Raw genomic sequence first — 22095 nt, forward strand, 5'->3', positions numbered from 1 at the left:
CTGTACCGTCGGCCCGGCGTCGCCCGTGCCGTCACGCCCGCGTACTCAGGACGACGCCGACGGCGACGGCGCGGCAGACCCGGACGGGGCCGCCGCCGATGCGCCCGGCACCGGCACCGAGCCGCTGCCCGGCTTGAAGTCCGCCGGGACCGGCCGGCCCGGGTAGTACTGCTCCTGCAACCGGCTCCAGGTGCCGTCGGCGATGACCTCGTCGAGGCCCTTGTCCAGCGCCGCGCGCAGCGCGTCGTTGCCCTTGGCCACCGCGTACGCGGTCGGGGTGGGGCTGAGCTGCTTCGCGGCCACCGTGATCTTCCCGCCGCTGTCGGCGGCGGACTTCTCGCCGATCTCGGCCGGGGCGATCCAGGCGTCGGCGGTGCCGGCCCTGAGCTGGTTGAGCGCGCCGTTGTAGTCCGGCACCCGCACCGGGTCCAGTTTCTGGCCGGTGGCGTAGTCGTCCTGCACGGTGCCCTGCACGACCACCACCCGCTTGCCGGCGAGCTGGTCGAACCCGGTGATCGGGGAACCGGCCGGGACGTCCAGCCCGAAGTAGCCGAAGTCGTAGCCGTTGCCGAAGTCGACGGTCTTCTTCCGCGCCTCGGTGATGGTGATCGAGGAACTGCCCACGTCGAACTTGCGGTTGTTGACCTGCGACAGCAGCGCGGAGAAGTCGGTGCCGACGAACTCCACCCTCAGGCCGATCTTCTCCGCGACCGCGGTGAGCAGGTCGTTGTCGAAGCCGGTGAACTTTCCGTCCTTCAGGTACACGTTCGGCGGCGCGTCGGTGAGGGTGCCGGCCCGCAGCACGCCGGGCTGGACCAGGCCGTACGGGTTCTCGGCGGCGGCCGAGGTGTCGTCGCCGCAGGCGGTGAGGGCGGCGGCGCCGACGACGGCCGCGACGCCCAGCGCGGCGAACCTGGTCAGGGCAGGGAGGAATCGCACAGGTGTCTCCTGGGATGAGGGCGGCGTGCGGACGGCACACCGTCGGACGCGGCACGCCGGTGGGGCACCGCGGAAGGGGCTGCTACGGAAGAGGGGAGGCGCTCAGCGCGCCGCGTGACGGCGACAGCCGTCGCTGCACACCCGCATCAGGTCCACGTGCCGGCGCCTGATCAGCGCGGGGCGGGATGGTGACGCGGCCGGTGCCGAGCGGGCGGCACCGAGCAGGACGCAAGGACGAGCAGACATGGTTCTCCAAGGTCGGTGTTGACCTGGGGACCAGGCCACGCTTGCACCGGTGACACTCCGGTGCCTGGTCTTCACCCGGGGCACCCCACCGCGGAGGAGGGTTGCCGGCCAGCGAGCCGGGGCTTGACGCTGGCGCTCATGACCTGGGGGGAGCCTAGCAACGGCACCGGGCCGGGCGTCCAGTCGTTATGACCACGCTCACTCCGGCGCCACGTCGGACACGGCCCTCGCCGAGGTTCAGCCCCGGTACGGGGCCAGGCCGGCGCCGAGCAGCGTGAAGGCGTGGTCGGCGGCGGCGACCGCCTCCGGGTGTGCCCGCGCGGCGGTGCGCCCCTCGGTGAGACGGCGCCAGTTGTCCCGCGCGAGCACCCGCTGCGCCGCGACGATCTGTGCCGCCGCGAGCCGGCCGGTCAGCCCGTCGGGCCGGGCCCCGGCCACCGGCCGTCCCCGCTCGTCGCGGCGCGTGCCGGCGGCGTCGTCGAGGGCATCGGCCAGCGCCGCCTCCTCGGCGGCGGCGTGCCCGGCCAGCCGGGCGGCGAGGCTCGGGGTCGAGAAGACCATCCCGTGGTACGCCAACACCCGCGGGTCGTCGTTGAGACCGGTGACCGGGTCGTGGCGGTCCAGCCCGTCGAGGAAGTGCCGGCGTAGCGCGGCGAGCGGCGCCTCGCCCGGGTGTCGGCCGCGCACCACCCGGGCCGACTCGCCCCGGTGGTCGGCGATCCGGTGCAGGACCAGGTCCTCCTTCGTGGCGAAGTACTTGAACAGCGTCGGCTTGGAGACCTCCGCCGCCGCGGCCACCTCGGCGACCGACACCCGGTCGAAGCCTCGCTCGACGAACAGCGAGATCGCCGCCGCCGAGATCGCGTCGTGGGTGCGCTGCCGCTTGCGTTCGCGCAGTCCCTGCTCTCCGGTCACGCGGACCAGGCTATCAGCGACCGATACCAGGTCAATTTCATAACTGAGTTAGAGTGTTAACCCGGTTAAGTTATTTCATCGGAGGTTGCCATGGACGACCGGGTAGACCGGGAACTCGCGCGGGAGCAGGCGCACCTTGCCGCGACCCGCGCCGCGCTCGACCGGATGCGCGACACCGCCCGGCACCGGGTGGCCACCGGCGCGGACGTGGCCGGCGACCGGTGGACCGCCGAGACCCTCGGCCGGATGCTGCGGACCCACGCCAAGGAACTCGCCGAGGAGCCGGACGCCCCGCCCTACTTCGGCCGCCTCCGGTTCGGCGTCGCCGCCGAGGCGGGCGAGCACGCCGGCCAGCGCTACCATCTCGGCCGCCGCCACATCACCGACGAGGCCGGCCACCCGCTCGTCATCGACTGGCGGGCGCCGGTGTCGCGCACCTTCTACCGGGCCACCGCCCGGGACCATCTCGGCGTCGCGGTCCGCCGCCGGTACGGGTGGAGCTCCACCCCGCTGGCCCCGGCCCGGCTGACCGGGTTCGAGGACGAGCACCTCGACCGGGGGGAGGAACTCGGCGGCGGCAGCCGGCTCGTGGCGGCGGAGATCGAGCGTCCCCGGATCGGCCCGATGCGCGACATCGTCGCCACCATCCAGCCCGAACAGGACGAGCTGGTCCGCGCCGACCTCGACACGTCCGTCTGCGTCCAGGGCGCGCCCGGCACCGGCAAGACCGCCGTGGGGCTGCACCGCGCCGCCTGGCTGCTCTACACCCACCGGCGGCAGCTCGGCCGCACCGGGGTGCTGGTGATCGGCCCGAACCCGGCCTTCCTGCGGTACGTCTCGGCCGTGCTGCCCGCGCTCGGCGAGGTCGACGTCGACCAGCGGACCCTGGAGGACCTCCTGGCCCGGCACCCGATCGCGGCCACCGTCGTCGTCGACGATGCCGCAGCCGCCGTCAAGCAGGACATCCGGATGGCCGCCGTGCTCGACCGGGCGCTGTACGGACGCCTTCGCGTACCCGCCGAGGCGCTCACCGTGCCCGACGGGTCCTACCGCTGGCGGTTGCCCGCCGGGGCCGTCGCCGGACTGGTCGCCGAGATCCGGCGGGAGTCCCCGCCCTACGGGATCGGCCGGGAGCGGCTGCGGTCCCGGGTCGTGGGCCTGCTGCAACGACAGGCCGAGCGACGCGTGGAGCTGTCCGGCGCCGCCTGGGCGCGGCGGGTGGGCCGCTGCGCCCCGGTCCGCGACCTCCTCGACCGGGCCTGGCCCGCCGTGCGCCCCGAGGAGCTGCTCGCGAGGCTGCTCGGTGACCCGGATGCGCTCGCCGAGGCGGCCGACGGGACGCTCACCGCCGACGAGCAGAACGCCGTCCGCTGGACCCGCCCGCGCGGCGCCCGGACCGCCCGCTGGTCCGCGGCCGACCTCGTCCTGCTCGACGAGGTCGCCGGGCTGATCGAGCATCCCCCCGGATACGGCCACGTCATCGTCGACGAGGCGCAGGACCTCTCGCCGATGCAGTGCCGCGCCCTCGCCCGCCGCAGCGTCCACGGCTCCCTCACCGTGCTCGGCGACCTGGCCCAGGGCACGACGCCGTGGGCGGCGCGGAGCTGGCCCGACCAGCTGACCCACCTGGGCCGGCCCACGGCCCGGGTCGTGCCGCTGACCGCGGGATTCCGGGTGCCCGGCGCGGTGCTGGCGCCGGCCAACCGGCTGCTCGGGACGCTCGGCGTGGACGTGCCGCCGACCCGGTCCGTCCGCGCCGACGGCCACCTGCGCGTACATCACGCCGACGACCTGGTCGCCGGCGTCCTCGACGCGGTCCGGGACGCGCTCGGGTACGCGGGCTCGGTCGCGGTCATCGGCGTCGACGCGGCCGTCGCGCGGCTCGCCGGCCCGCTGCGCGCCGCCGGCGTCCCGGCCGCCGGGGTGGACGAGGTGGATCCGTCGGCCCGGGTCACCCTGCTGCCCGTGACCCTGGCCAAGGGCCTGGAGTACGACCACGTGGTGCTGGTCGAACCGGCGGACATCGTGGCCGCCGAGGCGCGCGGCCCGCACCGGCTGTACGTGGCCCTGACCAGGGCGGTGTCCCGACTGGACATCGTCCACCACCGGCCCCTGCCGGCGGCGCTGCGCGGCTGACCGGCCGAGGTGCCGCCCCCGTGTCCTGCGGCCTCCTACGGGCACCCGGGCGTGCGTGGTGGGGCCGGCCCACGGCCGGACCCGCCCCACCACGACCGTGGGCCGGTCAGCCCGCCTGGAACGACTGGCGGACCACGCCGCCGACGAGCGCGCACCAGGTGCTGGTGCTGACCTTGCCGTTCGGGTGCAGGCCATGCAGCCGCTGGATGTCCTGGACGGCCTTCTTGGTGGGGTGGTCGAACTCGCCGGTCACCGTGACGTCGGCGTAGCCCTTCGAGTTCAGGATGAACTGCACGGCGCTGACCGGGGCGCCGGTGGCGTTCTTGTCCAGCTCGGGTGCGAGGGTCTCCCAGGTCGGCTCCGTGAGGGTGGCGTCGACGTCGACCGGGATGCCGTTGCGGGCCTGCCAGTCCTGCACGGCGGCGACGGTCGCGGCGTCGAACGCGTTGTTCACCGGCACGACGTAGCCGTGGTGGGTGAGCAGGTACTGCACCACCCGCACGGTGGGGGAGCTGACGAACCGCCACAGGTCCGGCCAGCGGCGGGCCGGCACGTCGCCGATGCTGGTGCCCAGCTCGCGGAAGACCCGCCGGCGCAGTTCCGGGAACTGCCGGTAGAACGCGGCTCCCGGGCACGCGGTGGTGCGGAAGTCCCAGTGCCCGAAGATGTCGTGGGCGTGCAGGCCGTACCGGCGGCCGACCGTGGCGCAGAGCCGGACCAGCGAGTCCAGCAGCTCCTGCGGCGGCGTTTCGGTGACGTACGTGCCCTCGTTCTCGATGCCGATGGCCCGGCCGTTCTCCCCGGGGCAGTGCGCCGAGATCACCTGCCGGTCGCCGGCGGCCAGCCGCTCGAGGCTGCCGCGCCGGCCCTCCAGCACGTGCCCGCCCCGGCTCACGGTGAAGTGCTGGCCGGTGTCGGACCAGCCGTTGCCGTCCATGTGCAGGTCCTGGCAGTCCCGGGCCAGTTTCACGGCCTGGTCCCGCGAGTAGTCGGTGACGTTCGGGAACGCCATGTGGTGCACGATGATCTTGTTGGTGGCGATGGCGCTGAGCGGCAGGGAGCCGGCCGGCGGCCGGGCACCCCACTCGTCGCAGCTGATGATCCAATCGACGTCCGATTCGGACGCCTGCGCGGCGACGGGGAACGCCAGTTCCGTGCCGACGACGGCGACAGCCGCCGCGCCGAGTCCGGCCCGCAACAGGGTGCGGCGGTCCAGCTCGGGGTGGTCGAAGTGCATGACATCTCCTCTGTGGCCGACGACGGCCGGGGTGAAAAGGAGCTTCAGGGGCAACGCGTGAGGTGGAGGATATTTCCAGCTGGCGGGCAACACCAGAGGTGGCGGGCAGGGAGTCGGTGTCGATACGGATACCCGCCAGCCCGCCTACCCGTACACCTAGCTTCCTAGGATGCGCTAGGGGGTGGGGCACCACCCACAGTCAAGCCGAGCGGACGACAAGCAAGGCACCGACGTGCGGCGCGGAGGATGCAACCGTTGCGCCGATGGCGGACTGGACAGCGCCCGCCACAATGAGCGGCGTCCCTGTGTGCCGGGCATAAATCCGGAAGAGCCGTGGAGACCGTCCAATGAGTGGGAACAGCTGGCGGGTGTCCGGCTACACCGAGGTGCGCGAGCTGGGCTCGGGCGCGTCCGGGCGGGTGGTGCTCGCCACCCACGACGCGTCCGGCACGCCGGTCGCCGTGAAGTACCTCGTCGGCGTCCTCGGCGCGGACCCGGCCTTCCGCGATCCCTTCCGAGCCGAGGCCCGGCTGCTGGCCGACATCGACGATCCGCACGTTTCCCGGCTCTACGAGTACGTCGAGTCGACCGGGGGCGCGGCGATCGTGATGGAGTTGGTCAACGGGGTGTCGCTACGGCAGATGCTGCGCGCCAACGGGCCGACCGGGCCGGAGGCCGCGCTCCGCGTCCTCAAGGGGTCCCTCGCCGGGCTCGCCGCCGCGCACGCGCGGGGCGTGGTGCACCGCGACTACAAGCCCGAGAACGTGCTGGTCACCGCCGAGGGGGAGAGCAAGCTCGCGGACTTCGGCATCGCCATGCCGGTCGGCCGGGAGTCGGCCACCACGGTGACCGGCACGCCCCGTTACATGGCCCCGGAGCAGTGGACGGGCGCGGCGGCGTCCCCGGCCTGCGACATCTACGCCGCCACGGCCACCTTCTTCGAGTGTCTGACCGGTCACCCCCCGTACGACGGCCGTAGTCTGCTGGCCCTGCGCGAGCAGCACGCGTACGCGCCGGTCCCCACCGACCCGGCTCCGCCGCCGGTGCACGAGCTGTTGCGCTGGGGGATGGCCAAGCTGCCCGCCGAGCGACCCCAACCGGCGCACGTCTTCCTCGGCATCCTGGAGCAGATCGCCGCCGAGGGGTACGGGGCGGACTGGGAGGAGCGTGGGGTGCGCGAGCTGGCTCGGCGGGCCGCCCTGTTGGCCGCGTTCTTCCCGTTCTCCGATGCCTCGGGCGGCAGCACCAGCGTGGCCAGCACGGTCCTCGTGCCGGACGGCAACCTGGGCACGGGTCGGGAGATCCGTACCGGTCGACGGATGCGCACCGGTCGGGCCCGCCCGGCCCTGCTCGGCGGTGCCCTGGTCGCGGCTGTACTGGTCGGTGGCGTCGGCTACCGGTACGCCTCCGGCGCCGAGCCCGACGTGGTGGCCGTGGCGGACGACGCCGCCCCGGTCGCCGCCCCGGCGCCGGTCGACCCGGCCTCCGGATCCGCCACGCCGCCGCCGGTCACGCCGACCCCGCCGCCGGTCACGCCGACGCCCTCGGTCATCGCCCCGACCACCGGCGGGCCGACGACCGGAGCCCCCACGTCCCGGCCCCCAACGCCGACGGGCCGGCCCACCCGGACTGCGACGCCGACCCCCACCGCGGCCGGCACCCCGCCGGCGCGGGACGTCACCGCCCCCACGGTCGGGGTGCCGAGTGCCCAGTGGACCACCCTGGATCCGAGGGGCTGCCCGTACGGGGCGACGTCGACCCCGGTCACGGTGACGGTCACCGACGACCGGTCGGGCGCCGACGGGCTGCGGGTGTCGTTCCGCTACACGTCTGGCGGGCAGTCCGGCACGGTGGTCATGTCGTCGGTCGGCAAGGGCGTGTTCGAGGGCACTCTCGGCCCGTTCGACCGCCCCGCCGAAAGCGAGCGTATCCCGGTGCAGGTCACCGCCGTCGACGCCGCGGGCAACTCGGCCGGGTCGGGTGGGCCGGCGTACGTGAGCCTGCAGTCGTTCTGCACGCCGGGCTGACCGGGGCGACCGACGATGATGCCGGGAGGCTGGCGATGAGCGATCCGAACGAGCCGACGACGGCACTGCCACTCGGTGGTGTGCGCCCCGGGACGCCGTCCGGCTCGGGGCGGCCGGGCCCGGGGGAGCCGACCGCCGACCTGGGCCGGACGGTGGACCTCGGCCGTACGGTCGGGCTGGGCGGCACGGTTGGGCTGGGCGGCCAGCCCGCTGCGACTGTGCCGCCCGCAGGGGGCTGGGCGTGGCCGTCCGGGCCGCCCGGGCCGGGCGGCCCGGACGCGACGTGGGGCGGGGGCGGCTCTGCGCGTACCGCCGGGGGCTTTACCGGTCCCACGATCGGGGCCGGCGGGACCGCACCGGCCACGGTGGCTGGGCCGACCGTCGGCGGGTCGGTGGGCGAGGTGCGGTTCGGGCCGGGGGTGCCGGCTGCCCCGGCCTGGCGGCAGTCGGGCTCGGTCCGGCGGCCCCGGTCGGCGTGGCGGCGGGTCGTCTCGGTGCTGTCCACCCTGGTCACTGTGGTGTTGGTGGTGGTGGTCGGGCTGTTCGTCTGGCAGCGGCTGAGTCCCCTGGTGATCGAAGGGGTCACGGTGGCGGTGACCGAGCCCGCCGGCGACCGGTGTGACGTGACGGTGGAGGTGGTCGCGACGGTGCGGACCAACGGCAATGCCGGCACGATCCGCTACCAGTGGCTGCGTTCCGGGTCGACGCCGGGGGCGCTGGTCGGCGAGCGGGTCGGGCGGGGGCAGCGGACGGTGGCGCTGCCCCTGAAGTGGTCCTTCAGCGGGGTGGGCGCGACGCGTGAGACGGCGACGGTCAACATCGTTGAGCCGTCGGCGGTGCAGGCCGGCACCGAGGTCAGTTACGTCTGCCGGCGGCGCTGACGGCGGACGTCTGTGGGCGCCGCCGGTGGTCGGTGTCGGGGTGTCGGGGCGTTTGCGGGTTGGGCGGTCGGGGTAGGACGGGCGGATCTGTTGCGACCTACTGGTGTGAGGGACCCTTCGATGAGTGACAACTTCGGTGACGCGGTGGGGGATGCCCTGCGTGCGGTGCTGCTGTTCCTGCCCAAGGCTCTTGGTTTTGTGGCGATCCTGGTGGCTGGTTGGCTGGTCGCGAAGGCCGTGCTGAAGGTCGTGGACAAGGTGCTGGAGCGGGTCGGCTTCGACCGGGCGGTGGAGCGCGGCGGGGTCAAGGCCGCGTTGGCCCGGTCCAGGTACGACGCGAGCGACATCGTGGCGAAGCTCGCCTACTACGGGGTGCTGCTGGTGACGTTGCAGCTCGCCTTCGGTATCTGGGGTCCGAACCCGATCTCGGATCTGATCGCCGGGGTGATCGCGTGGCTGCCCCGGGCGTTCGTGGCGATCGTGATCGTGGTGGTCGCGGCGGCTATCGCGCACGCGGTGAAGGACATCATCAGCAGTGCGCTGGGTGGTCTGTCGTACGGGCGGGTGCTGGCGACGATCGCGTCGGTGTTCATCCTCGGGCTGGGTGTCATCGCGGCGCTCAACCAGATCGGCGTGGCGACGGCGGTGACCACGCCGGTGTTGGTCGCTGTGCTGGCGACTGTCGGCGGGATTCTCGTCGTCGGGGTGGGCGGTGGGCTGGTCCGGCCGATGCAGAGTCGGTGGGAGTCGTGGCTGAGCCGGGCGGAGCGGGAGTCGCAGCTGATCGCGACGCACGCGCGGGCGTACCAGGCGGGTCGGCGGGACGTGGCGGCCCGGCTGGCGGCGACGGGGCCGGCGGCCGGGGACGCCGAGGGGGTCGAGCCGGTCGTCCCGGTGGCCGGGGACGCCGACCGGACGCAGGTGGTGCCGAGGGGGTCCGGCTACGACCCCGACCGCACGCAGGTGGTCACGGCTGGCGAGGATCCTGACCGGACCCAGGTGGTGCCCCGGCTGTCCGGCGACGGTGTCGAGCCGACCCAGCCGGTGGTCCCGTACGTCGGGTCGGAGCCGACCCCGCCGTATGCGCAGCGCGGCGGCGACCACGATCGGTTGCCGGGTGACGCCACGGTGGTCATTCCCCGGCCGGACGGGGAGGCCCCGGCTCGCTGACACCGGGGCGCGGGGTGGATGGGCGGCGGGCCCGGTCCACCCCGCGTCTGGGAGGCAGAGGCGGTCAGTCCGGCAGCGCGTCGACGTAGACCCAGTGGCCGTCCTCGCGGGTGAAGCGGCTGTGCTCGGTGAGTGTCCCGGGCTGTCCGCCTTCGCGGTAGTGGGCCCGGAACGCGACCGTGCCGGCGCTGTCGAACAGGCCGCCGTGCTCGGCTCCGAGGATCTCCAGCCGGGTCCACCGCTGGCCGGGGTCGAGGCGCAGCCGTTCGGGTCGGGTCGAGGAGTGCCAGCTGCGCAGCAGGTAGGCGGTGTCGCCGACGGCGAACGCGCTGAACCGGGACCGCATGAGCGCCTCGGCGGTGGCTGCGTCCGTCTCGCCTCGGTGCAGCGGTCCGCAGCACTCCGGGTAGGGCAGGCTGTTCCCGCACGGGCAGGGTCCGGTCGCGTCTCGGGGTGCGCCGCGCCGAGCGGGTTTCTTCGCCACGTCCCCATCCTGCCGCAGCGGTCGGGACATCTGGGCGAGGGCTCCCTGGCTCTGTCCCGGGCGCCCCGGCCCTTCGCACGCCCGACGGGACCTGGTCGGCTGACCGACGACGAAAGGGCCGGTCCCCGGGTGGGGGCCGGCCCTTGTCATTGGCGTTGTCGTTGGCGTTGGCGTTGTCGTTGTCAGGAGGTGGCGTAGCCGCGGGTGGCGGTCCAGTCGGCAAGGTTGTCGACGGTGACCTCGTAGCTGGCCTGGTCGGGGTTGGCCGAGTCGGCGATCCTCACGATGCCGCCGTTGTCGCGGTAACCGACGACGCTGATGTAGTGGCCGCCCTCGAACGAGTGGACGCCGCCGTCGATGTCAGTGGAGGTGCCGGCGATGTTGGCCACCACCGCACGACCGCTGTCGACGGTACGGACGACATCGCCGCGCAACTTGTCGGTCTGACCGTCGTCGGCCTTGCCGGTCTTGATCTCGACACTGCGGTACGCGTCAGCCTTACCGGTCTCCTTGTTCAGCACAGGAGTGATGTCGTTGATCGAATCAGTCCCGTCCTCGGTGGTACCCATCTCCTTCGCCATGGCGTCAACACTGATGGCCTTACCCTGCACCGACAGGGCGTTACGCGCGGCAGCCGGACCACAGTAGTAGAAGTTCGGCTGAGCCTCGTACCGGACATCGAGCTGCCGCTCCCCGGCAGCCCTACGGTCGGCCTGCACCGACGCGGTGGCGACGGCCTTCTCAGCCGGAGCCGCCTGAACGGCGATGGCGGGGACAGCGATACCACCGGCGGTGGCGGCGATACCAGCAGCGGTAAGAACAGTCTTACGGATCAGATCGGTACGCATGATGGCGTGCTCCTCTGGTCGGGGGACACGCGGCAACACCCGCTGGGAAGCGACGTGTGCCGCGAGGGGGGTCAGGTTCGGGGGGACGGGCCCGGCGATCGGGGGGACCTGCTCGAGCGTCCAGGGGATGTAACCACCCCGGCCGGCCCCACATTCCACGGAGGGCCCGGTCCCGGGGAGCTACCCCGAGCCGGTCTCACCCGGGTGAACCATGTACAACGCCCCCGCCCCCCAACCGATTCCCCCACCGAGCTGACCCCGCCCACCGATTCACCCAGCCAACCGGACATCTACCCCCGAACCGGACACCACGCCCCTCCCTCACCCCGTTGATCAAGAGGTTTACGTCCGGATCCGACGCCCCGTAGACGTAAACCTCTTGATCAACGGGGTGATACCGGTGGGCGGGGGTGGGGGGTTTGGGGGTGGGTGTCAGAGCCAGCCGGAGCGGCGGAAGAGTCGATGCAGGGTCAGGGCGGCGGTTGCCATCACCAGCAGTGCTCCCGCGTAGCCGTAGCGCCATTGCAGTTCGGGCATGTTGGTGAAGTTCATGCCGTAGATCCCGGCGACGGCGGTCTGGGTGGCGGCGATCGCCGCCCATGCGGCGATTTTGCGCATGTCGTTGTTCTGCTCGACGGCCAGCTGTGCCAGCCGGGACTGGAGGATCGAGTTGAGCAGGTCGTCGTACGCGCTGACCCGGTCGACGGCCCGGGCCAGGTCGTTGTCCACGTCGGCGAACCAGTTGTGCAGGGCCGGGGGTGGGCCGTCGGGCTGCTGCCCGAGCAGCGCCCGTAGCGGTGCCTGCAACGGCAGGACCGCCCGCTTGAACTCGACGATTTCCCGCTTGAGCTGGTAGATCTGCTGGATGTCGGCGGACCGGTCGCGGGCGAAGACCGTTTCCTCCAGCCGTTCCAGGTCTGTCTCGACGTGACCGGCGACCTCCAGGTACAGCTCGACCATCCGGGCGCAGACGGCGTACGCCACGGCCCAGGGGCCTTCGGCCAGCACCGTCGGGCGGCGCTGGACGTCTTCGCGGACCGTGGCGAGCGCTCCGGCCGCGCCGTGCCGGACGGTGATGACGTATCGGTCGCCGAGGAACACCATCACGTCCCCGGTGTCGATCACTTCGGAGGTGTCGGTCAGTTCGGTGTGTGCGACGTAGCCGGCGGTGCGCAGCACCAGTAGCGTCACGTCGCCGTGCCGTTGCAGGGTTGGCCGGTGTCCGTCGGCGAGGGCCTGCGCGACGCTGTGCTCGTCGAGGCCGAAGGTCGAGCCGACCGTGGCCATCACCGCCGGCGTCGGGTCGTGCAGGCCCAGCCAGACGAACGACCGTCGGTCGCGGCGGCGTTGCGTGTACGCCTTGGCGTAGTGCGGGCGCCCGGGTTGGCGTCGCCCGTCGACGTAGACGGCGCAGTCGACCACGGCGTCCGGGTTGGACCGCGTGCCGGCTGGCGTGGCGTCCGTGATCGGCCGGCTCCATGGGTGGCGTAACAGGGTGGGCAGTCGCCCGAGCCATCGGGTCCGCACGGGTCGCTGGTCCACCGTTCACCTCCGCCATGCCGGGACTGACGGCAACCGTAGGCGATCTCCCGGCCGCCGGTGGGCCTGGGGGCGGCGGTCAGGGGAGCAGGGTGGCGAAGACGACGACGTTGTCCAGGTAGGAGCGGGTGTGTTCGTCGAATCGGCCGCCGCAGGTGATCAGGCGCAGCCGGGGCACGGCGCCCGTACCGTAGACGAGGTCGGTGGGGAAGCGTGCCTTCGGGTACGACCCGACGCCGTCGACGGTGAACGTGGCGATCCGTGTGTCGGAGCGGGTGACCTGGATGCGGTCGCCCGGCTGGAGCCTGCTGAGGGCGAAGAAGACCGCCGGGCCGGTCTCCCGGGAGTCGACGTGTCCGACGACGACGGCGTTGCCGGCTTCGCCGGGGCTGACTCCGAGGCGGTACCAGCCGGCGACGGCGGGCCGGTCCGCCGGTGGGACCTCCAGTTCGCCGGTGGTGCTGGCGCCGACGGGCACCAGGTCGGCGCGTACGTCGATCGCCGGGATGGTGATCCTGACCGGTGTGGCGTGGGGTAGTGGTGTCCCGGGTGGGGTGCTGCGGCCCGTGGCCGGGTCGGTCCCGGTGCCCGGGGCGGCCGGGGGTGGTGGTGGGTGGGTGCGGGTCGCCCCGAGGGTGAGTAGTCCGCCTCCGGTGACGCCGGCGAGCGCGATCAGCGCCACGGCGGTCCGTGGGACCTGGTCGCCGGTGGGCACGTGCGCCCTCCTTCGGGTATGCGGCGGGTGCCCGCGGCGGTGTGGGCCGGCGCGGGCACCCGTTTCAGGATGGTGGTGACGTGTGTCGTCAGGCGTGGGTGGCCGCGTGGCGTCGGCGGCGTGTCAGGAGCAGCGCGCCGGTGGCCGCGGCCCCGACGAGGGTGCCGCCGGCGGCCAGCAGGCCGTGGTTGTCGGTGTCGGTGCCGGTGCCGGCCGGGGCCCCGCCGATGGGGGTGACGGTGAACGTCGCGCTGCCTGAGGAGGTCCCGTCGCCGCAGGTCGCCGTGACCGTGTACGTGCCGAGGGTGAATCCGGCGGTGAACAGTTCGGCGCTGAGTCCGCCGCCTGCGGCGGCGGTGGTGGACCGGACGTTCTGGTCGCGGTCGGGGCCGGTGACGCGGAAGATCGCGTCGCCCGACTTCGGGTTGCAGGTCGAGGTGAGCACCACGGTCCCGCCGACGGGGGTGGTGGCCGGTGACACCGTGGTGTCCGCGAGCGCGGCGGCCGGGAGCAGGAGCGTGCCGATACCCACGCCGAGCGCCGCCGATCCGAGAATTGACTGTGTCTTCATACGCGTCTTCCCTCACTTTTCGTCCGCTGACTGCGTGGGACGTCGTTCGGGTGGCCAACTCCGTGACTAGCACCGGTGTGCCCAACACTAGGAGGGTTGGGCCCCCGATCCGGTGAAAACGAGAATTCTTCGTTGCCGTCACGTGTCCACCCGGGCGGCATGAGAGCTGCGGAAACGGCGGTGCTGGCGCTCGTCAGCCCGGCGGTCCGGGTCGTACCAGGCCGGTCTCGTAGGCGAGGACCACGGCCTGGACGCGGTCCCGCAGGCCCAGCTTGGTGAGCACGGCGGACATGTGGGTCTTCACCGTGGCGGTGCTGACGTGCAGCCGGGCGGCGATCTCGGCGTTGGACAGCGCCTGCGCGGCCAGCACGAGCACCTCCGTCTCCCGGGCGGTCAGCGCGGCCAGGTGCCGGGACGCCCGCGGGTCGGCGGGGAGCCGGTCGGCGAACCGGTCGAGCAGCCGGCGGGTCACCGTCGGGGCCAGCAGGGCGTCGCCGCGCGCCACGACCCGTACCGCCTCGGCGAGGTCGGCGGGGCGGGTGTCCTTGAGCAGGAATGCGCTGGCGCCGGCGCGCAGCGCCGCGAACACCGGCTCGTCCAGGTCGAAGGTGGTGAGCATGATGACCCGGGCGGGGTTTCCCCGCGCCACCAGGTCCCGGGTGGCCTCGATGCCGTCGCGGCGGGGCATCCGGACGTCCATCAGCACCACGTCGGGGCGGTTGCGCTGCGCCAGGGCGACCGCCTCCACGCCGTCGGCGGCCTCGCCCACCACGGTCAGGTCCGGCCGTGCCTCGATGATCATCGCAAGGCCGGCGCGGATCAGGTCCTGGTCGTCGGCGATGAGCACCCGGATCGTCACCGGACCTCCCGCACGGGGAGCCGGGCCCGGACCCGGAACCCGCCCGACGGCAGCGGACCGGCCTCCAACGTGCCGCCCAGCAGCCGAGCCCGCTCGCGCATGCCTTCGACGCCGCGGCCCAGCCCTGTGCTCGACCGGCGGTGCGGGCCCGGGCCGTCGTCGACGACCTCCACCCGCAGATCACCGTCGTCGTGGCGGACGGTGACGTCGACCCGGTGGGCCCGGCCGTGCCGCAGGACGTTGGTCAGCGACTCCTGCACGATCCGGTACGCCGACAGCTCCACCCCGTCGGGCAGGGCACCGCCGGGGCCGTCACGGTCGACGGTGACCTGCACCCCGGCCGCCCGGACCGCCTCGACGAGGGTGTCGAGTTGGGCCAGGCCGGGCTGTGGCCGGTTCGGTTCGGCCCCGTCGTCGTACGCGCTGAGCGTCTGAAGCATCGCGCGCAGCTCGGTCAGCGCGGAGCGGGCGGCGTCCTGGATCGACCCGAGCGCGGCGCGGGCCTGGTCCGGCCGCAGTTCCAGCACGTCCTCGGCGGCGGCGGCCTGCACGGCGATGACCGCCACATGATGCGCCACCACGTCGTGCAGTTCGCGGGAGATCCGGGCGCGCTCGGCCACGGCGACCTGCCGGCGCAGCGCGTCGCGGCGCTCGGCGTGGCCGCGCTGCACCTCGCCCAGCGCCCAGGCCGCCACGAGGCCGGCCAGCGCCAGCAGCAGGTCCAGCCGGCCGCCGTCGATCAGCTTCCAGGGTGTGCCGGCGGCCAGCAGCCCCAGCGCCGCCAGGGACACCCGTGGCGGCCGCAGCCGCGCCAGGTAGGCCAGCGGCGCGGCCACCAGCCCCAGCCAGCCGAGCTGCGGGCAGAGGACTTCCAGGCCGACGCCCGCGACCGTCGCCACCGCCAGCGCCGCCACGGGCCGCCGGCGGATCCACAGCAGGCAGCTCGCCTGCGCGGCGGCCAGCCCCCACGCCGCCGCGAGGCCACCGCCGGACTGCCCGACGGCGGCGACGGGCAGCGTCACGGCGAGGACGACGAGGGTGAGACCGGCGTCGACCAGCAGGAGGCGGGTGGGGCGGGGCCAGCGGCGCATGCCCGGAATGTTAGGCGGGCCCGACGTCGGGCTCATCGGCCGTGAGACGGAGATCCGGCCGACACCTGAGTCCGGGGACGGAGCGCGGAACCGTTCCCGCAGCCGATCCGTGCGGGACGCGGCCCCGCCTACGGTGCCCGGAGAACAACGCAGAACCGCCGGGCGGCGCCCGGCCCACCCACCGAGAGGCGCATCGCGATGATCACTGACACGATCGGCCGGCTGTCCCCCGTCCCATCCTGCGCGGCGGCCCGGCGCCGGACCCGGGCCCTGGCCGTTCTCGCCGCGACGGGGGCCACCCACGCCGTCTGGTACGCCGCCACGGGGCCGGCCGGCATCGACGTCGAGGTCCGGTCGGGCACCGGGCCGCAGCCGGTGGGCCCGTGGGCCGTGGCCGCCGCCACACTGCTGGCCGGCCTCGCGGGCTGGGCGCTGCTCGCCCTGTTGGAGCGCCGGATCCGGCGGGTGCGTGGAGTGTGGACGGCGGTCGCGGTCGCGGTCCTGCTGGTCTCGCTGGCCGGGCCGGGGACCGAGGGTGTCGGGACGGCCGCGACGGTGACGCTGCTGGCCCTGCACCTCGCGGCCGGGGCCGTCCTGATCCCGGTGCTCGGCCGAGGCGGCGCCCGGCGCCCCTGACCGGGCAGAGGCCGGCAGGGGCCGAACGAACGGGCACCGGCGGGCGGCCTGGTCCGATCGGGCGCGGTCCGGCCGCCGTTATGCCCCTGGCAGATCGTGCCGCGTCCGCACACCGTGCCGGTCCAGACTGAGGTGACGCCCGGCCGTCCCGGCCGGGCCCGATCCGGGGAGGCGCCGTGGCGGTGATCGACCAGGTGCGGGGGCCGGCCGACTGGCGGGCCGACCAGCTCGCCGACGGCGGGCGGTGGCGGTTCACGGTCGACGACGCCCAGCGCGCCGAGCTGCGGGCCGCCGTCGCCGCCGTGGAGGCCGCCGGCGTACCCCTCGACGGGTTGTCCCGGGCCGGTTTCCCGCTGCCGACCCTCGGCCCGGAGCTGGATCGGCTGGCCGCCGAGGTGACCGGCGGCTGCGGCGTCGGGATGGTGCGGGGCCTGCCCGTCGCCGGGCTGACCGAACGCGGGTGCGAACTGCTCGCCCTCGGCGTCGCCGCCCACCTGGGCCGGCTCGTCCCGCAGGGGCCCGACGGCGTGCTCCTGCGGCACGTCCGCGACCGGGGGGCCGACCCCGCCCGGCCGACCACCCGCAGCTACGAGCACCGTCGTGGCATCGGGTATCACGCCGACCCGACCGACGTCGTCGCCCTGCTCTGCATCCGGCCGGCCCGCAGCGGCGGGCTCAGCACGGTCGTCAGCTCGGTGGCGGTGCACAACGAGGTCGTGCGCACCCGCCCCGACCTGGCCCGGGTGCTCTACCAGCCGTGGTGGTACGACCGGCGCACCGGCGACGGGCCGGACAGCTTCGCCCAGCGGCCGGTGTACACCCGCGACGGCGACCGCCTCGCCGCCCACTACGGGCCGGACTACATCCGCTCGGCCCAGCGGGGCGCGCACGTACCGCCGCTGACCCCGGCGCAGCGGGAGGCGATGGACACCCTGGACCGGCTGCACGCCGACCCGCGGTTCGTGCTCGGCATGGACCTGCGGGCCGGGGACATGCAGTTCCTCGACAACGGTGTCGTGGTGCACGCGCGCACCGCGTACGAGGACCATCCCGAGCGGGAGCGGCGCCGCGACCTGATCCGGCTCTGGCTGGACACGGGCCGGCGTTGACCCGCCCGGCTCAGCCGGCGGGCAGCGGGACGGGGCACCGGCGGTCGGTGTGCGGCTGCGACCGGTTCAACGGCGATCTCCAGCAGGCGGTCACTCGCCCGTGCGGCCGTCGATCAGCTCGCGGACGACGTCGAGGTGCCCGGCGTGCCGCGCGTACTCCTGCAGCACGTGGAACAGGATCGCGGCCAGCGTCGGCCGGGCGGCCGGGTCGGTGAACCGCCCACCAAGGGCGGCCGGCGAGTCCAGCGCGGCGCCCCCGACGATGCTCCTGGTCCGTGCCCCGCCGCGGCGCAGCGCGGCCACCACGTCGGCCACCGTCTCGTCGGGGCCGACGTGCCAGCGCCCGTCCACCCGGTCGCCCCACGGGTCGGGCACCGGCTCGCCGAGGAACCCCCACACCAGCCAGCGGCGCTCCATGAACGTCAGGTGCCGGATCAGCTCGACCGGCGTCCAGCCCGACGGCACCCGCACCGACCGGGCCTGCGCGTCGGTCAGCCCGGCGAGTCCGTCGGCGACGGCCTCCCGGTAGAAGTCCAGGTAGGTGAGGAAGAAGGCGGGCACGTCCGACGACGGCCCCGGCTCCGGCAGCGGCAGGCTCATGGCCGGGAGTATGGGCCACGGCCGGCCACCGCGGGTGGCGTTCCCCCGGTGACCGGCCGGCGGCGCGGCGCTCAGGCTCGGCCGCGGTACTGCAACGAGGCGTCCTTCATGTACGCCCACAGCGGCAGGCCGGTCGGGCGTCGTCGCGGTGCCGAAAACCCCTCGACCCCGGCGGTACGGTGGGTCGATGATCGAGATCCGCACCGAACGGCTGGTGCTGCGGGGCTGGCGGGACAGCGACCTGGCGCCGTGGGCGGCGATGAACGCCGACCCGCAGGTGCGCGAGTTCCTCGGCCCGCCGCTGACCGCCGAGGAGTCCGCCGCGTCCGCCCGCCGCTTCCAGGCCGACCTCGACGCCAAGGGTTACGGCTTCTGGGCCGTCGAGGTTTGTGACACCGGCGGTTTCGTCGGCTTCGTCGGCCTCGACGACGTCGACGAGGGGATGCCGCTCACCGGCGTGGAGGTCGGCTGGCGGCTGGCCCGCCCCGCCTGGGGCCACGGCTACGCCACCGAGGGCGCCCGCGCCGCCCTGCGCCACGGCTTCGACGCCCTCGGGCTGCCCGAGATCGTCGCGATCACCGCCGTCGGCAACGTGCGCTCCCAGGCGGTGATGCGGCGCCTGGGCATGACCACCGACCCGGGCGAGGACTTCGACGACCCCGAGGTCGAGTCGGGCCCGCTGCGCCGCAGCGTGCTGTACCGCCGGCGGGCAGACGCCTGACCCCACCCCGGGTCAGGCGCGTCGGCGGGCCTGGAGCGTGTACGTCTGCGGCAGCCGCCAGGGCCGGTCGGCGAGCCGCCACTCGCCGGGCCCGGCTCGGACCGTCCGCCCCGGCAGGGCGTCCCATGGGGCGCTGTCGTGCTCGGCGAGCATGGTCAGCTCGAACCCCGCGTCCAGCAGGGCTGTGACGACCTCGCCGAGCCCGTGGTTCCACTCGTGGGTCACGTTGTGCGTGAACGTCTCCTCGGTCGTCACGTACGTCCCCGGGGCCTGGAACACCGTCGGCTCCGGCCGCTCGAAGTACGGGAACTCGACGGTGAGCAGCCCGTCGGGGCGGGCGTCGTCCACCGTGAACAGCATCGGGTGGCCCTCACGCAGGAACAGCCGCCCGCCAGGGCGCAGCAGCGTGGCGACCACCGACGCCCAGCGGCGGATGTCCGGCAGCCAGCACAACGCCCCGATGCCCGTGTACACCAGGTCGAATCCGCCCGGCTCCAGCGCCGCCGCCGCGTCGTACACGTCGGCCTCCACGAAGTCGACCGCCGCGCCGGTGCCCGCGGCGAGGCTACGGGCCTCGGCCAGGGCGGTGGGGGAGAAGTCCAGCCCGGTCATCCGGGCCCCCAGGCGGTGCAGCGACACGGTGTCGGTGCCGATGTGGCACTGCAGGTGCACCCCGCGCAGGCCGGTGAGGTCGCCCAGGTGCGGCTGGTCGAAGCGGACCACCTCGCTCAAATGCCCGGGGTCGGCGAGGAACCGGTCCAGGGCGTATTCCGGCGACCTGGCGTGGGCGGGCGCCCGTTCGTCCCAGCTGGCCCGGTTGACGCTGCGATAGTCCGTCACGGCGTGACGGTCCCACACCCGCCGCTGCGGGTTCAACGGGGATTCACGGGACGGCGGCGGCCCCCGGCCCATGCCACAATCGTGATCATGGACACGGGGACGACCACCACCGCAGACGCCGCAGGCACCTGGACGTTGGGTGACCTGACCGTCAACCGGGTCGGCTTCGGCGCGATGCGGCTCACCGCGACCGCCGACGGCCGGCCCAGCGATCGGGACCGGGCGATAGCGGTGCTGCGCCGGGCCGTGGAGTTGGGCGTCAACCACATCGACACCGCTGCCTTCTACTTCTCGCCGCTGCGCTCCGCGAACGAGCTGATCAACGCGGCCCTCGCGCCGTACCCCGACGACCTGGTCATCGCCACCAAGGTCGGGCCGGGCAAGGACCCGTCCGGGCGGTGGCTGCCGCTGGCCCGGCCGGACGAGCTGCGCGGCCAGGTCGAGGAGAACCTGCGTCAGCTCGGCCGCGACCACCTCGACCTGGTCAACCTGCGCCAGGCCGGCCTGGAGTCGGTCGCCGAGCACTTCGGCGCGCTCGCCGAGCTGCGCGACGCCGGCCTGATCCGGCACCTCGGCATCTCCAACGTCCGGCCGCACCACCTGCCGCAGGCCCTGGCCGTCGCCCCGGTGGTGTGCGTGCAGAACGCGTACGGTCTCGGCTTCCGCCCCCGGCACGACCAGTTCGTCCGCGACTGCGCCGCGCAGGGGGTGGCGTACGTGCCGTTCTTCTCCATCGCCACCACGGGCCGGGAGGCCGGCGCGAGTGGCGACGAGGACCCGGAGGTCCGCGCGGTCGCCGCCGCCCACGGGGTGTCCACCGCCCAGCTGCGGCTCGCCTGGGCGCTGCACCGCGGCCCGAACATGCTGGCCATCCCCGGCACCGGCAACCCCGAGCACCTGGTCGCCAACGTCGCCGCCGGGGCGCTGCGGCTCACCGCCGAGGACCTGGCCCGGCTGGAGGCTGTGCACCAGCGCGGCGAGTGACGCCCCCGGCCCGGCGGTGTGACAGCGTGGCGGGGTGAACGAGTCCGCGCCGGTCGCTGTCGACCTCGCCCTGGTCGGCGGCGGCGGGGCCGCGTCCCTGGTGCTGGCCGCCCTGGACCGGCACGGCGTGCGGGGGCTGCGGGTCGCCGTCGTCGACCCGGTGCGCAGGCGCGGCCAGGACCGCACCTGGGCGTTCTGGGGCCGCCCCGGCGGGAGCCTGGACCCGCTGCTCAGCGCCAGCTGGGACCAGGTCGAGGTGACCACCCCGGCCCGCCGCCGGGTGCTCGACCTCACCCCGCTGCGGTACGCCATGCTGCGTTCCGCCCCGGTCTACGCCCGGGCCGCCGAGGCCGAGCGGCGCCTCGGGGTGAGCCGGATCGACGCGGCGGTGACCGGCCTGGACGACGACGGCGCCGGGGTGCTGGTCCGGGGCGCCGACGGGGTCCCGCTGGCCCGGGCGTCCTGGGTGCTCGACTCCCGGCCCCGCCCGCCGGCCCGGCCCGGCCGCACGTCCTGGTTGCAGCACTTCCGTGGCTGGTGGGTGGAGTCCGGCGGGCCGCTGTTCGACCCCGCCCGGGCGGTGCTGATGGACTTCCGCACCCCGCAGCCCGGGCGGGGCGTCTCCTTCGGCTACGTGCTGCCGGTCAGTGACCGGTACGCGCTGGTCGAGTACACCGAGTTCTCCCCGGACCGGCTCACCGACGACGGGTACGACCGGGCGCTGCGCGGCTACCTCGGCCGGCTCGGCCTGGACCCGGCCGCGCTGACGGTGCGGGAGGTGGAGGACGGGGTGATCCCGATGACCGACGCCCCGTTCCCGCGCCGCCCCTCGCCCCGGGTGGTCCGCCTCGGCACGGCCGGCGGCGCCACCCGCCCCTCCACCGGGTTCACCTTCTCCGCCATGCTGCGCCAGGCCGACCAGGTGGCCGGGGCGCTGGCCGCCGGCCGGCCGCCGGTGCCCGCGCCCGCGTACCCCCGGCGGCACCTGTGGATGGACGCGGTCGCGCTGCGGGCCCTGGACACCGGCCGGGTCGGCGGCCCGGAGTTCTTCGACCGGCTGTTCGACCGTAATCCCGCCGAGCGGGTGCTGCGCTTCCTCGACGGCGACACCTCGCCGGGGGAGGACCTGGCGGTGATGCGGTCCAGCCCGCTACTGGCGATGACCTCCGCCGTCGTCGGTGACGCCGCCGGGCGGCTTCGCGGCCGGCTGCGCCGCCCTGCCGGCTGACCCGCCCCCGGGGCGGGTCAGCCGGCAGGGCGGCGACCGCGTCGCGGATCGCCAGGCGCAGCCGCTCCAGCGGGTCGCCGTCGCCGACCGCGAGCCGGTTGCGCGTCGCCGCCACGGTGAGCCCCAGGTCCGGGTACGCGAACGCCGGCCTGCTCCTCGACGATCGGCTCGCCGTGCAGGTACGCCGCCACCTGCACCCCCGCCTCCCGCCCGGAGGAGACGAGACCGTCGATGGTATCGCGCACCTCGGCCCGCCGCAGGCCGTCGAAGCGTCCGGTCATGGTGAGGCAGCCTGCCAGAGGGCCCGGCCGGCGCCGCC

General features: G+C 74.3%; 21 protein-coding genes and 1 riboswitch. Of the genes, 9 read left to right on the forward strand and 12 right to left on the reverse strand.

Annotated elements, in window-relative coordinates; translation table 11 throughout:
* Positions 1-45: 45 nt before the first annotated feature.
* The gene (locus OG617_RS30575; protein WP_405096364.1) at positions 46-939 is read right to left on the reverse strand and encodes an ABC transporter substrate-binding protein; all 894 of its coding nucleotides are present in this window, start codon (positions 937-939) and stop codon (positions 46-48) included.
* A gap of 278 nt (positions 940-1217) precedes the next feature.
* Positions 1218-1329: riboswitch (SAM riboswitch) on the reverse strand.
* Positions 1330-1422: 93 nt separating this feature from the next.
* The gene (locus OG617_RS30580) at positions 1423-2100 is read right to left on the reverse strand and encodes a TetR/AcrR family transcriptional regulator (protein WP_405096365.1); all 678 of its coding nucleotides are present in this window, start codon (positions 2098-2100) and stop codon (positions 1423-1425) included.
* 90 nt (positions 2101-2190) lie between these two features.
* On the opposite strand from OG617_RS30580, the gene OG617_RS30585 reads away from it, so the two are divergent.
* Positions 2191-4236: a HelD family protein gene (locus tag OG617_RS30585; RefSeq protein WP_405096366.1), complete on the forward strand. Its 2046-nt coding sequence runs from the start codon at positions 2191-2193 to the stop codon at positions 4234-4236.
* Between the two features lie 106 nt (positions 4237-4342).
* Here OG617_RS30585 and OG617_RS30590 read toward each other — a convergent pair whose 3' ends face one another.
* Positions 4343-5473, reverse strand: a complete 1131-nt coding sequence (locus OG617_RS30590) for an N-acetylmuramoyl-L-alanine amidase (protein WP_405096367.1) — start codon at positions 5471-5473, stop codon at positions 4343-4345.
* A 347-nt stretch (positions 5474-5820) separates the two neighbouring features.
* Between OG617_RS30590 and OG617_RS30595 the strand changes: the two genes are divergently transcribed.
* From OG617_RS30595 to OG617_RS30605, 3 genes are all read left to right on the forward strand, one after another.
* Entirely contained in the window at positions 5821-7500 is a 1680-nt protein-coding gene (locus OG617_RS30595; RefSeq protein ID WP_405096368.1) for a serine/threonine-protein kinase, read from the forward strand.
* Between the two features lie 35 nt (positions 7501-7535).
* Complete coding sequence (locus tag OG617_RS30600; RefSeq protein WP_405096369.1) at positions 7536-8381, forward strand: hypothetical protein; 846 nt, start codon at positions 7536-7538, stop codon at positions 8379-8381.
* A gap of 120 nt (positions 8382-8501) precedes the next feature.
* A complete protein-coding gene (locus tag OG617_RS30605) occupies positions 8502-9551 on the forward strand; it encodes a mechanosensitive ion channel family protein (protein WP_405096370.1) in 1050 nt (349 codons plus the stop codon).
* A gap of 64 nt (positions 9552-9615) precedes the next feature.
* Here the strand turns inward: OG617_RS30605 and OG617_RS30610 are convergent, their stop codons facing one another.
* From OG617_RS30610 to OG617_RS30640, 7 genes are all read right to left on the reverse strand, one after another.
* On the reverse strand, positions 9616-10035 hold the full coding sequence (locus OG617_RS30610) for a YchJ family protein (protein WP_405096371.1): 420 nt from the start codon (positions 10033-10035) through the stop codon (positions 9616-9618).
* 182 nt (positions 10036-10217) lie between these two features.
* Positions 10218-10883 carry a C39 family peptidase gene (locus tag OG617_RS30615; RefSeq protein ID WP_405096372.1) on the reverse strand — a complete coding sequence of 222 codons (666 nt, stop codon included), beginning with the start codon at positions 10881-10883 and terminating at the stop codon, positions 10218-10220.
* A gap of 432 nt (positions 10884-11315) precedes the next feature.
* On the reverse strand, positions 11316-12425 hold the full coding sequence (locus OG617_RS30620; protein ID WP_405096373.1) for a magnesium and cobalt transport protein CorA: 1110 nt from the start codon (positions 12423-12425) through the stop codon (positions 11316-11318).
* A gap of 76 nt (positions 12426-12501) precedes the next feature.
* Positions 12502-13137, reverse strand: coding sequence for a class F sortase (locus OG617_RS30625; RefSeq protein WP_405096374.1), 636 nt, complete (start codon positions 13135-13137; stop codon positions 12502-12504).
* 88 nt (positions 13138-13225) lie between these two features.
* Entirely contained in the window at positions 13226-13708 is a 483-nt protein-coding gene (locus OG617_RS30630) for an LPXTG cell wall anchor domain-containing protein (RefSeq protein WP_405096375.1), read from the reverse strand.
* A 193-nt stretch (positions 13709-13901) separates the two neighbouring features.
* Entirely contained in the window at positions 13902-14567 is a 666-nt protein-coding gene (locus OG617_RS30635; protein ID WP_405096376.1) for a response regulator, read from the reverse strand.
* Entirely contained in the window at positions 14564-15658 is a 1095-nt protein-coding gene (locus OG617_RS30640) for a sensor histidine kinase (protein ID WP_405096377.1), read from the reverse strand. Before OG617_RS30640 ends, OG617_RS30635 begins: the two co-directional genes overlap by 4 nt.
* Positions 15659-15856: 198 nt before the next feature.
* Here OG617_RS30640 and OG617_RS30645 point away from each other — a divergent pair, with 198 nt between their 5' ends.
* Both OG617_RS30645 and OG617_RS30650 read left to right on the forward strand, forming a co-directional pair.
* Positions 15857-16294, forward strand: a complete 438-nt coding sequence (locus OG617_RS30645) for a DUF6069 family protein (protein ID WP_405096378.1) — start codon at positions 15857-15859, stop codon at positions 16292-16294.
* 176 nt (positions 16295-16470) lie between these two features.
* Positions 16471-17403 carry a TauD/TfdA family dioxygenase gene (locus OG617_RS30650; RefSeq protein WP_405096379.1) on the forward strand — a complete coding sequence of 311 codons (933 nt, stop codon included), beginning with the start codon at positions 16471-16473 and terminating at the stop codon, positions 17401-17403.
* 90 nt (positions 17404-17493) lie between these two features.
* Here OG617_RS30650 and OG617_RS30655 read toward each other — a convergent pair whose 3' ends face one another.
* Positions 17494-18003, reverse strand: coding sequence for a DinB family protein (locus OG617_RS30655; protein ID WP_405096380.1), 510 nt, complete (start codon positions 18001-18003; stop codon positions 17494-17496).
* 187 nt (positions 18004-18190) lie between these two features.
* On the opposite strand from OG617_RS30655, the gene OG617_RS30660 reads away from it, so the two are divergent.
* Positions 18191-18724, forward strand: a complete 534-nt coding sequence (locus OG617_RS30660; protein ID WP_405096381.1) for a GNAT family N-acetyltransferase — start codon at positions 18191-18193, stop codon at positions 18722-18724.
* A 12-nt stretch (positions 18725-18736) separates the two neighbouring features.
* On the opposite strand, the gene OG617_RS30665 is transcribed toward OG617_RS30660, so the two are convergent.
* Entirely contained in the window at positions 18737-19564 is an 828-nt protein-coding gene (locus OG617_RS30665; protein WP_405096382.1) for a class I SAM-dependent methyltransferase, read from the reverse strand.
* Between the two features lie 87 nt (positions 19565-19651).
* Between OG617_RS30665 and OG617_RS30670 the strand changes: the two genes are divergently transcribed.
* Positions 19652-20548, forward strand: a complete 897-nt coding sequence (locus OG617_RS30670) for an aldo/keto reductase (RefSeq protein ID WP_405096383.1) — start codon at positions 19652-19654, stop codon at positions 20546-20548.
* A gap of 34 nt (positions 20549-20582) precedes the next feature.
* Positions 20583-21776 carry a lycopene cyclase family protein gene (locus OG617_RS30675; protein ID WP_405096384.1) on the forward strand — a complete coding sequence of 398 codons (1194 nt, stop codon included), beginning with the start codon at positions 20583-20585 and terminating at the stop codon, positions 21774-21776.
* Positions 21777-22095: the final 319 nt, after the last annotated feature.

Origin of the sequence: Micromonospora sp. NBC_01412 (genome assembly GCF_045040215.1) — a bacterium.
GTDB classification, from domain to species: domain Bacteria; phylum Actinomycetota; class Actinomycetes; order Mycobacteriales; family Micromonosporaceae; genus Micromonospora; species Micromonospora rubida.

What these genes read in the sequence shown, in the direction of transcription:
- OG617_RS30630 (WP_405096375.1), bottom strand. Translation starts at nt 13,708, where the DNA reads ATGAAGACACAGTCAATTCTCGGATCGGCGGCGCTCGGCGTGGGTATC.
- OG617_RS30670 (WP_405096383.1), top strand. Translation starts at nt 19,652, where the DNA reads ATGGACACGGGGACGACCACCACCGCAGACGCCGCAGGCACCTGGACG.
- OG617_RS30645 (WP_405096378.1), top strand. Translation starts at nt 15,857, where the DNA reads ATGATCACTGACACGATCGGCCGGCTGTCCCCCGTCCCATCCTGCGCG.
- OG617_RS30655 (WP_405096380.1), bottom strand. Translation starts at nt 18,003, where the DNA reads ATGAGCCTGCCGCTGCCGGAGCCGGGGCCGTCGTCGGACGTGCCCGCC.
- OG617_RS30605 (WP_405096370.1), top strand. Translation starts at nt 8,502, where the DNA reads ATGAGTGACAACTTCGGTGACGCGGTGGGGGATGCCCTGCGTGCGGTG.
- OG617_RS30660 (WP_405096381.1), top strand. Translation starts at nt 18,191, where the DNA reads ATGATCGAGATCCGCACCGAACGGCTGGTGCTGCGGGGCTGGCGGGAC.
- OG617_RS30590 (WP_405096367.1), bottom strand. Translation starts at nt 5,473, where the DNA reads ATGCACTTCGACCACCCCGAGCTGGACCGCCGCACCCTGTTGCGGGCC.
- OG617_RS30595 (WP_405096368.1), top strand. Translation starts at nt 5,821, where the DNA reads ATGAGTGGGAACAGCTGGCGGGTGTCCGGCTACACCGAGGTGCGCGAG.
- OG617_RS30600 (WP_405096369.1), top strand. Translation starts at nt 7,536, where the DNA reads ATGAGCGATCCGAACGAGCCGACGACGGCACTGCCACTCGGTGGTGTG.
- OG617_RS30640 (WP_405096377.1), bottom strand. Translation starts at nt 15,658, where the DNA reads ATGCGCCGCTGGCCCCGCCCCACCCGCCTCCTGCTGGTCGACGCCGGT.
- OG617_RS30585 (WP_405096366.1), top strand. Translation starts at nt 2,191, where the DNA reads ATGGACGACCGGGTAGACCGGGAACTCGCGCGGGAGCAGGCGCACCTT.
- OG617_RS30615 (WP_405096372.1), bottom strand. Translation starts at nt 10,883, where the DNA reads ATGCGTACCGATCTGATCCGTAAGACTGTTCTTACCGCTGCTGGTATC.